The sequence below is a fragment of the Azospirillum oleiclasticum genome, from assembly GCF_013423485.1.
Classification (GTDB): Bacteria; Pseudomonadota; Alphaproteobacteria; order Azospirillales; family Azospirillaceae; genus Azospirillum; species Azospirillum oleiclasticum.
In genome coordinates this window covers 33,245-41,583 of the sequence record NZ_JABFFR010000063.1, presented here as the reverse complement: position 1 = coordinate 41,583, position 8,339 = coordinate 33,245, and the positions used below count along the sequence as shown (strand labels likewise).

The window sequence follows — 8,339 nt, the reverse complement described above, 5'->3', positions numbered from 1 at the left end:
CCTGCTGCGCGGCGGCGGCGGCGCGGTCGGCGGCGTCCGCCGCCTGCTGGGCGGCGCGATGGGCCGCGGCGGCGGCGTTCCGCTGCTGCTGGGCGGCGGCCCCCCGGGCCTGCTGCACGCCCTGCGCGGCTTGGTCGAGCGGGTTGGACGGGCTCACGGCGCGGTCTCCCCACCAAAGCTGTGGCCGCGGCGCCGCGCCAGGACGGCGAGGCGGCCGAGCTTCTGCTCGGGTGTGAGGGCGGCATCCCCGAGCACCGGGGCGGTCCAGCCCCGGTGGGGCGGCGCCAGCAGGTCGTCGCCGACGATCACCGACAGCCCGACGTAGCGCGCGACCTCCGCCCCGGTGGTGAAGCCCAGGAGCTCGGTCACCGCGATTCCGCGATCGGCGATCGCGTGGACGCGCCCGGTCCCCAGCGCGCGGACGCGGTCGGGGAAGCAGCGGGCGAGATGGTCGAGAAGCCGCGCCCGGTATCCGTCCAGATGCCGGGCGGCCATATGTTCGATCGTCCGATCCCTGACCACCAGCATCCCGCACCCCCCGCTTCCCGCATTCGATCCCATGGAACGGTGCCATAGAAATCGATGGTGGTAATGCGGCTTTTTCCGACGACGCGCGGCGACCGGAAACCGGCAGCCCGTCGCGGTCATCCATGTCGGAAAGGCGAGATTCATCGTTTCATTTCAACCGCGCTTCACGGTCTCAGAAAGAAAATCCGCCGCTCAGGACGCTATTGACATCCAACTTTGATATTCGTACACCGACGAATGTTGATTTCGTGGCGCAGCCGGATTACCGCTCACAAGTCACAGTTTGATACATTTTGCTGAAAATCGCTCTATTTTCTGTGACAATGGCATGGATCGGCGCAGAGCTTGTTCTGGAAAGCGAGGAATATTGGATATGATCTTCGATGAACGCAGTTATTTGGAAATTCGATCTTGACTGGGCTGGCTTGATCCTGGTGTGAGTGAATGAAAATCGTCACCGTGTTGGGCACGCGCCCGGAGATCATCCGGCTGTCCCGGCTCATTCCGCTGCTCGACGCCCATGCCGGGCACGTGCTGGTGCACACCGGGCAGAACAGCGCGGCGAGCCTGTCGGACCTGTTCTTCGCCGAGCTCGGCCTGCGCGCGCCGGACCACAGCCTGGGCGTGGCGGAGCCCGATTTCGCCCGGCAGATCGGCCGCATCATGACGGCCTGCCACGACCTCCTGCTGGCCGAGCGGCCCGACCGGCTGCTGGTGCTGGGCGACACCAATTCGGCCTTCGCGGCGGTGGTGGCCCGCCGGCTCGGCATCCCGGTCTTCCACATGGAGGCGGGCAACCGCTGCTTCGACCCCCGCGTGCCGGAGGAGGTCAACCGCCGCATCATCGACCATTCCAGCGACGTGCTGATGCCCTACACGGAGCGCAGCCGGCAGAACCTGCTGCGCGAGGGCTTCGCGTCGGAGCGCGTGCACGTCACCGGCAACCCGATCCACGAGGTGATGCGGGCGCACGCCGACCGCATCGCCGCATCGCCGGTGCTGGACCGGCTCGGGCTGGCGCCCGGCGGCTATCTGCTGGCGACGCTGCACCGGGCGGAGAATGTCGACCGGCCCGAGCGGCTGGCGGTCTTCGCCGAGGCCTTCCAGGCTCTGTCCCGCGAGCACGGCGTGCCGGTCGTCGTCAGCACCCACCCGCGCACGCGCGGCCGGCTCGCCGCCGCCGGGATCGAAGGGGACGACGCCGTGCGCTTCATGGAGCCCTTCGGCTTCCTCGACTTCGTGGCGCTGGAGACGCACGCCCGCTGCGTGCTGTCCGACAGCGGCACGGTGCAGGAGGAATGCTCGATCCTGCGCGTGCCCAACGTCACCCTGCGGGACGTGACCGAGCGGCCGGAGACGGTCGAATGCGGGTCCAACCTGCTCACCGGCTGCGACCGGTCGGCGATCCTGCGGGCCGTCGCCATCGCCACCGCCAAGCCGCCCGCTTGGCAGCCGCCGCCGGAGTATCTGGCGCCGGACGTGAGCGGCACGGTGCTGCGCATCCTGACCGGCCACCACCACGGCCTGCCGCAGCCGGCCAGCTGAGGAGGACGCGGCGATGAAGGTGCTGATCCTCGGCGGCAGCGGCATGCTCGGCCACAAGCTGGCCCAGGTGCTGACCGCGTCGGGCGTCGAGACGGTGGCGGCCTTGCGCAAAGCCGCCACACCCTGGCCGGGATGGCTGGCCGGGGTGCGCCGTGTCGCCGGACCCGAAGCCGCCGACGAGGCGGGGCTGGAGCGCCTGCTCCAGGCCGAGCGGCCGGACGCGGTGCTCAACGCGATCGGCGTGATCAAGCAGGTGATCGGCGGGGACGATCCCTCCGAGACCATCCACCTCAACGCCCTGTTCCCGCACCGGCTGGCGGCGCTGTGCCGGGCGCAGGGCAGCCGTCTCGTCCATTTCAGCACCGACTGCGTGTTCGCCGGCACCGAGGACGGCCGGCGCGGCCGGCTGGGCTACCGCGAGGAGGATCCGGCCGACGCGCGCGACCTGTACGGGATGAGCAAGCTGCTGGGCGAGCCGGCCGGACCCGGCTGTCTGGTGATCCGCACCTCCATCATCGGCCACGAGTTGCGCGGGCGGCACAGCCTGGTGGAATGGTTCCTGGCCCAGGGGGACCGTCCCGTGCGCGGATTCCGCCGCGCGCTCTTCAGCGGGCTGCCGACCGTGGCGCTGGCCGAGCTGGTGTCCATGCTGCTCCGGGATTTCCCCGGCCTGGACGGCGTGTGGCACGTCGGCGCCGACGCGATCAGCAAGCATGATCTGCTCGCCCTGGTGAGCGATGTGTATGGCCTGTCGACCGACCTGCGGCCCGACGATGATTTCCACTGCGACCGCCGTCTCGACAGCAGCCGATTCCGCGAAAGGACGGGATGGCGGCCGATGTCGTGGGAAGGTCTGGTCCGCCGGATGCATGACGATTCGACGCTCAATCGACGGTAGCGGGATATTGTTGAGCTTTTCTTCGCGGCACTTGGAACCGGGGGCCGTGGGCCATAGGGTTGCCACCGGCGGGCAATGGGGGGTGGAACGATGACGATGCGGGGTCTGATCATGGTCGGTGGGCAGGGGCAGCGGCTCTACCCCTACACCGCCCATCTGCCCAAGCCCCTGATGCCGATCGGCGACAAGCCGATCCTGGAATACATCATCCGGCGGCTGTGCCATCACGGGATCCGCGACATCACCCTGGCGGTGAGCCACATGGCGTCGCTGATCCAGGCCTATTGCGGGGACGGCGCGCGCTTCGGGGCCGCCATCACCTACCTGCACGAGAGCCGGCCGCTCGGCACGGCCGGGGCCATCGGTCTGCTGCCGGAGCCGCGGGGCACGCTGCTGGTGACCAACGGCGACATCCTGTCGAACCTCGACCTGGACGCCATGGCGGGCGAGCACCGGTCCAGCGGTGCCATGATCACCGTGGCGTCGAAGATGCAGGTCACCGACATCAGCTCGGGCGTGCTCGACACCGACGCCGACGGCTTCGTCACCGACTACCGCGAAAAGCCGCAGCTCCGCCACCGTATCGGCATCGGCACCTATCTGCTGGAGCCGGCGGCTCAGGCGCTGCTGGCCGCCGGCGAGCCGGCCCATATGCCGGACCTGATCCTGCGGGCGCTGCGGGCGGGGCAGCGGGTGGCCTCCTACGACCACGGCGGGGACTGGATCGACATCGGCCGGCCGGAGGATTACGCGCGGGCGCAGGCGGACATGCACCGCTACCTCGTGGGCGGGCCGGACCCGGACGCCGCCGCCCCGGTGCTGGCGCTGGGAGCCGCCCGGTGAGCGGCGGTGCGGGTGCTTCGCGGCCGGCCCTGGTGACCGGGGCCGGCGGCTTCATCGGGTCGCATCTGGTCGAGGCGCTGGTGCGCGGCGGCTGGGACGTGCGCTGCCTGCTGCGCTACGGCTCCTCGGGCGACACCGGCTTCCTGGGCGAGTTGCCGGCGGAGATCCGGGGCGCGCTCGACATCCGGCGCGGCGACCTCACCGACGCGGAGTTCGTGGCCGACTGCTGCCGCGGCATCGACACGGTGTTCCATCTCGGCGCCCGCATCTCCATCCCCTATTCCTACGTGGCCCCGCGCGACACCTTCCAGGTCAACGCGCTCGGCACGCTGAACGTGATCGAGGGGGTGCGCCGCGCCGATGCGCGCCGGCTGGTGCATGTGTCGACCAGCGAGGTGTTCGGCAGCGCCGTGCGCGTGCCCATGGACGAGGACCACCGGCTGAAGGCGCAGTCGCCCTACGCCGCGTCCAAGATCGCCGCCGACAAGCTGGTGGAAAGCTACGTCTGCAGCTTCGGGCTGCCGGCGGTCACCGTGCGGCCCTTCAACACCTTCGGCCCGCGCCAGTCGCCGCGCGCCGTCATCTCCACGATCATGGAGCAGGCGCTGCGCGGCGGCGTGGTGCGGCTGGGCTCGCTGTGGCCGCGGCGCGACTTCACCTATGTCGGCGACACCGTGGGCGGCTTCATCCGCGCGGCGGAGGTCGCGGAGGCGGCGGGCGGGGAGTTCAACCTGGGCACCGGGCGCGACGTCGGCATCGGCGAGCTGGCCGCGATGATCGGCGACCTGATCGGCACACCGCTGGAGATCGTCGCCGACGACCGCCGCGAGCGCCCGGCCGACAGCGAGGTCAGCCGGCTGCTCTCCGACAACGGAAGGGCCCGCCGCGTCCTCGGCTGGGAGCCGCGGGTGTCGCTGGAGGAGGGGCTGCGGCGGACGCTGGACTGGTGGCGGAGCCGCGACGCGTCCTTCGGCTGGGCGGACGACGCGCTCTGATGGACCGCGGGCTTGCCCTGGTGACCGGAGCCGGCGGCTTCATCGGCTCCCATCTGGTCGACCGTCTCGTGGCACTCGGCCGGCCGGTGCGCGGCCTGCGGCGGCGCGCGGCGGCGGCGACGGCCGATGCGGTGGAGATGGTCGCCGGCGACCTGCGCGACGCCGCCGCCGTCGGCGCGGCGATGGCGGGTGTCGACACGGTCTACCATCTGGGCGGCGTCGCCTCGGCCGACGCGGTGATGGCGGCGCCGTTCGATGCGATCGCGGTCAACGGGCTGGGAACCCTGAATGTGCTGGAGACGGCGCGCACCGCCGGGGTGCGCCGCGTGGTGCTGATGTCGAGCGGCCATGTCTTCGGCCGGCCCCGCCATCTGCCGGTGACCGAGGAGCATCCGCTGGATCCGGCGACGCCCTACGCCGCGTCCAAGATCGCCGCCGAGGCGCTGGCCGCCGGCTACCACCGCGGCTTCGGGCTGCCGGTGGTGGTGTTGCGGCCCTTCAACGTGTACGGGCCACGCCAGACGGCCGCGGCCGTCATCCCGACCATTGTGGGGCAGGCGGTGGCCGGCGGACCGGTGCGCGTGCGCAACACGGCGCCGCGCCGCGATTACCTGTACGTGTCCGACATCGTGGACGCCCTGCTGCTCGCCGCCGGGGCCGACGGGCGCGCGGTCGGCCGGGCCTTCGTGCTGGCGTCGGGACGGGCGGTGTCGGTGGCGGGTCTGATGCGCCGGGTGCTGGCCCTGACCGGCAACCCGATGACACCGCCGGAGGAGCCGGCCGACGGGGAGGACAGCATCCTCGGCGACGCCGCGCTGGCGCGCGACCTGCTCGGCTGGATGCCGCGGGTGGCGCTCGAGGACGGGCTCGCCCGCACCGTGGACTGGTGGCGGACGGAGCGGCCGGCCGGGGCTGTTCCGGCATGACCGCGCCGCCCGCCCCGGACGGCGCGCCGCTCGTCTCCCCGCTCGTCTCCGTCGTCATCCCCGTCTACAACGGCGCCAACTACCTGGGCGAGGCGATCGACAGCGTGCTGGCGCAGACCTACGCCGACACCGAGATCATCGTCGTCGATGACGGCTCCACCGACGGCGGCGCCACGGCGGCCGTGGCCGCCCGGTACGGCGACGCGATCCGCTACCTGCACAAGCCCAACGGCGGCGTCGCGACGGCGCTCAACCTCGGCATCCGGTCCATGCGGGGCACGCTGTTCAGCTGGCTCAGCCACGACGACGTCTACAAACCCGAGAAACTGGCGGTGCAGGTCGAGGCCTTCCGGCGCTTCGGCCGCGACTGCGTGGTGGTCGGCGACTTCGAGACGATAGACGCGGACGGGCGGCCGCTGGCCTTGATGTCGGCCGGCGCCAGCAACCTGCTGGCGCGCCCGCTCGACGGGGTGTTCTACGGCCTGCTGAACGGCTGCGCCCTGCTGATCCCGCGCGCCCTGTTCGACCGCGCCGGCCTGTTCGAGCCGGGGCTGCCGACCACCCAGGACTATCATCTCTGGTACCGGATGGCGCGGCTGGTCCCCTTCGTGCACAGCCCGCAGGCGCTGGTCCGGCAGCGGACACACCCGCTCCAAGGCTCCCGCCACATGCGGCATCTGGAGGAGGCCGACCGGATGTTCGCCCATCTGGTCGACGAGACGCCGCCGGCGCTGATGCGCGCCTACGACGGGTCGGAGCTGGCGTTCCTGACGCCGTTGCGGCGCAACTGGCGCCCGGTGTACCGGGGCGCCAGCGCCCATGTCGGCCACCGCATCGGCTGGCTGCTCGACCGGCTGCCGGTGGCGGTGGTTCCGCTTGGCGACGGGCCGGGATCCGCCGGCCGGCCGTCCTGGGCGGACGGGCTGCCGCCGGCCTGGACGGTGCTGGCGGACCCCTGTCCGGGCGGCACGGCGGAGGACACGATCCGGGCGGTGCTCGCGTCCTCCCCGGCGAACGTCCTGGCCTTCATCCCGGACGCCCATCCGAACCCGCGGGGGCTGTTGCGCACGGCCCTGGAGGATCTGTTCCTCTACGACCGCGAGCTGGTCCGTCCGCGCCCGGTCGACGGCGCGGCGCCGGGGGACGACCGGCGGTCGGTCCTCGACGGGCTGCTGCTCCGCCGCGCTGCGGGCGGTGCCGTGCTGGCGGCCTGCACCGGCAACCGCCTGGACGCAACGGGGCTGCGCATGGCCCCCTACGATCCCAGCGTCGCGCTGGCCGTCCAGACGACCGGCAAACCGGACCCGGCGTCCGGATCGACGTTGGGTCCGGCCGACGGCGACCCGTTGGACCGGGCGCTCGGCGGCGCTGCCGTGCTGGACTACCGCGACGGCCTCCGTGACGCGGTGCTGGCGCGGCTGGCCCGCCATCGGCGGCCGGGGCTGCCGACCATCCTGTTCCTGTGCCATCGCCATGGCGGCGGCACCTGGACCCACCTGCGCGACCTGACCGCCGCCCTGGCGGGGCGGGCCAACGCGCTGATCGCGCATGGCGGCCCCGACCGCCGCCTGATGCTGTGCCTGCCGTCCGCCGGCACCATGGACGGGGAGGGGAGGGGGCTGGCGTTCCGCATGCCCGGCCAGACCGGCGCCTTCGCGGCGCTGATGCGGGCGGCCGGGGTGGCGCGGGTCGATGCGGTCCACACCATGGGCTACGAGGACGACGCGCTCGCCGCGCTGGGAGCGCTGGCGCTGCCCTACGACGTGACGCTGGTCGATTACCACACGCTGGCCGCCGAGCCGCACCTGTGCGGCAACGACGGGCGTTTCGTCGGCATGGAGCGGCTGCGCGACCGCGATCCCTGGATCGTCCGCTCCCGGCCGCTGCCGGTGCTGGCGGGTGCCGACCGGGTGATCGCCATCTCCCGCCATGTGGCGGCGACGGCCGGCCTGCTGTGCCCCGGCCTGCCGCTGGTCTGCGCCGCCCATTGGGCGCGGCCGGCGCCGGAGCGGCGGCACGTGTTCCGGTCGCGCCTGTGGGAGGGCGAGCCGCTGCGGGTCCTGCTGATCGGCCGGATCAACACCAAGAAGGGCAGCGCCGTGGTGGCGGAGGCGGCGCGCATCCTGCACCGCCGCAACCTGCCGGTCCGTCTGCACGTGCTGGGCGACATCCATCCGCTGCCCGACGAGGCGCGCGAGGCCGAGCGCGCCGGTTTCCTGGTCCGTCACGGGCGCTACGCCGACGGCGGGCTCAGCGAGGCGGTCGGCGGCATCGCCCCGCATCTCGCCTGGCTGCCGGCGCAGGCGCCGGAGACCTGGAGCTATGTGCTGAGCGAGATCATGGAGCTGTGCCTGCCGCTGGCGGCGGGGGCCATCGGCGCCATTCCCGAACGCTGCCGCGACCGGCCGGCGACCTGGCTGCTGCCCTGGGACAGCCCGGCCGACGCGTGGGTGGAGCTGTTCCTGCGCCTGCACGCGACGGGCCTGCGGGCCCCTCCTTGCACGCCGCCGGCGGAAGAGATGCCGCCCGATGATCTGCCGGAGGCGCGGCCCTTCTATTTCGACGAGTACCTGCTTCCCCTCGACCGACACGAAGTCTGAAAGG

At 72.3% G+C, this 8,339-nt stretch carries 7 protein-coding genes; 6 read left to right on the top strand and 1 reads right to left on the bottom strand.

The annotated features are described in order from the left end of the window. Positions 1–153: 153 nt before the first annotated feature. A complete protein-coding gene (locus tag HL658_RS34940) occupies positions 154–528 on the bottom strand; it encodes a hypothetical protein (RefSeq protein ID WP_180285958.1) in 375 nt (124 codons plus the stop codon). Between the two features lie 444 nt (positions 529–972). Here HL658_RS34940 and wecB point away from each other — a divergent pair, with 444 nt between their 5' ends. From wecB to HL658_RS34910, 6 genes are all read left to right on the top strand, one after another. Continuing rightward, positions 973–2,073 (top strand): non-hydrolyzing UDP-N-acetylglucosamine 2-epimerase, encoded by a 1,101-nt coding sequence (gene wecB / locus HL658_RS34935; RefSeq protein ID WP_180285959.1) that lies wholly within the window; start codon positions 973–975, stop codon positions 2,071–2,073. A gap of 13 nt (positions 2,074–2,086) precedes the next feature. Continuing rightward, on the top strand, positions 2,087–2,971 hold the full coding sequence (locus HL658_RS34930) for a dTDP-4-dehydrorhamnose reductase family protein (protein WP_180285960.1): 885 nt from the start codon (positions 2,087–2,089) through the stop codon (positions 2,969–2,971). A 90-nt stretch (positions 2,972–3,061) separates the two neighbouring features. Continuing rightward, on the top strand, positions 3,062–3,814 hold the full coding sequence (locus HL658_RS34925; protein ID WP_180285961.1) for a sugar phosphate nucleotidyltransferase: 753 nt from the start codon (positions 3,062–3,064) through the stop codon (positions 3,812–3,814). Next, positions 3,811–4,809: a GDP-mannose 4,6-dehydratase gene (locus tag HL658_RS34920; RefSeq protein ID WP_180285962.1), complete on the top strand. Its 999-nt coding sequence runs from the start codon at positions 3,811–3,813 to the stop codon at positions 4,807–4,809. The genes HL658_RS34925 and HL658_RS34920 overlap by 4 nt, the downstream gene beginning before the upstream one ends. Next, entirely contained in the window at positions 4,809–5,735 is a 927-nt protein-coding gene (locus HL658_RS34915; protein ID WP_180285963.1) for an NAD-dependent epimerase/dehydratase family protein, read from the top strand. The genes HL658_RS34920 and HL658_RS34915 overlap by 1 nt, the downstream gene beginning before the upstream one ends. Further along, on the top strand, positions 5,732–8,335 hold the full coding sequence (locus HL658_RS34910) for a glycosyltransferase (RefSeq protein WP_180285964.1): 2,604 nt from the start codon (positions 5,732–5,734) through the stop codon (positions 8,333–8,335). The genes HL658_RS34915 and HL658_RS34910 overlap by 4 nt, the downstream gene beginning before the upstream one ends. Positions 8,336–8,339: the final 4 nt, after the last annotated feature.

What these genes read in the sequence shown, in the direction of transcription:
- HL658_RS34940 (WP_180285958.1), bottom strand. Translation starts at nt 528, where the DNA reads ATGCTGGTGGTCAGGGATCGGACGATCGAACATATGGCCGCCCGGCAT.
- wecB (WP_180285959.1), top strand. Translation starts at nt 973, where the DNA reads ATGAAAATCGTCACCGTGTTGGGCACGCGCCCGGAGATCATCCGGCTG.
- HL658_RS34930 (WP_180285960.1), top strand. Translation starts at nt 2,087, where the DNA reads ATGAAGGTGCTGATCCTCGGCGGCAGCGGCATGCTCGGCCACAAGCTG.
- HL658_RS34925 (WP_180285961.1), top strand. Translation starts at nt 3,062, where the DNA reads ATGACGATGCGGGGTCTGATCATGGTCGGTGGGCAGGGGCAGCGGCTC.
- HL658_RS34915 (WP_180285963.1), top strand. Translation starts at nt 4,809, where the DNA reads ATGGACCGCGGGCTTGCCCTGGTGACCGGAGCCGGCGGCTTCATCGGC.
- HL658_RS34910 (WP_180285964.1), top strand. Translation starts at nt 5,732, where the DNA reads ATGACCGCGCCGCCCGCCCCGGACGGCGCGCCGCTCGTCTCCCCGCTC.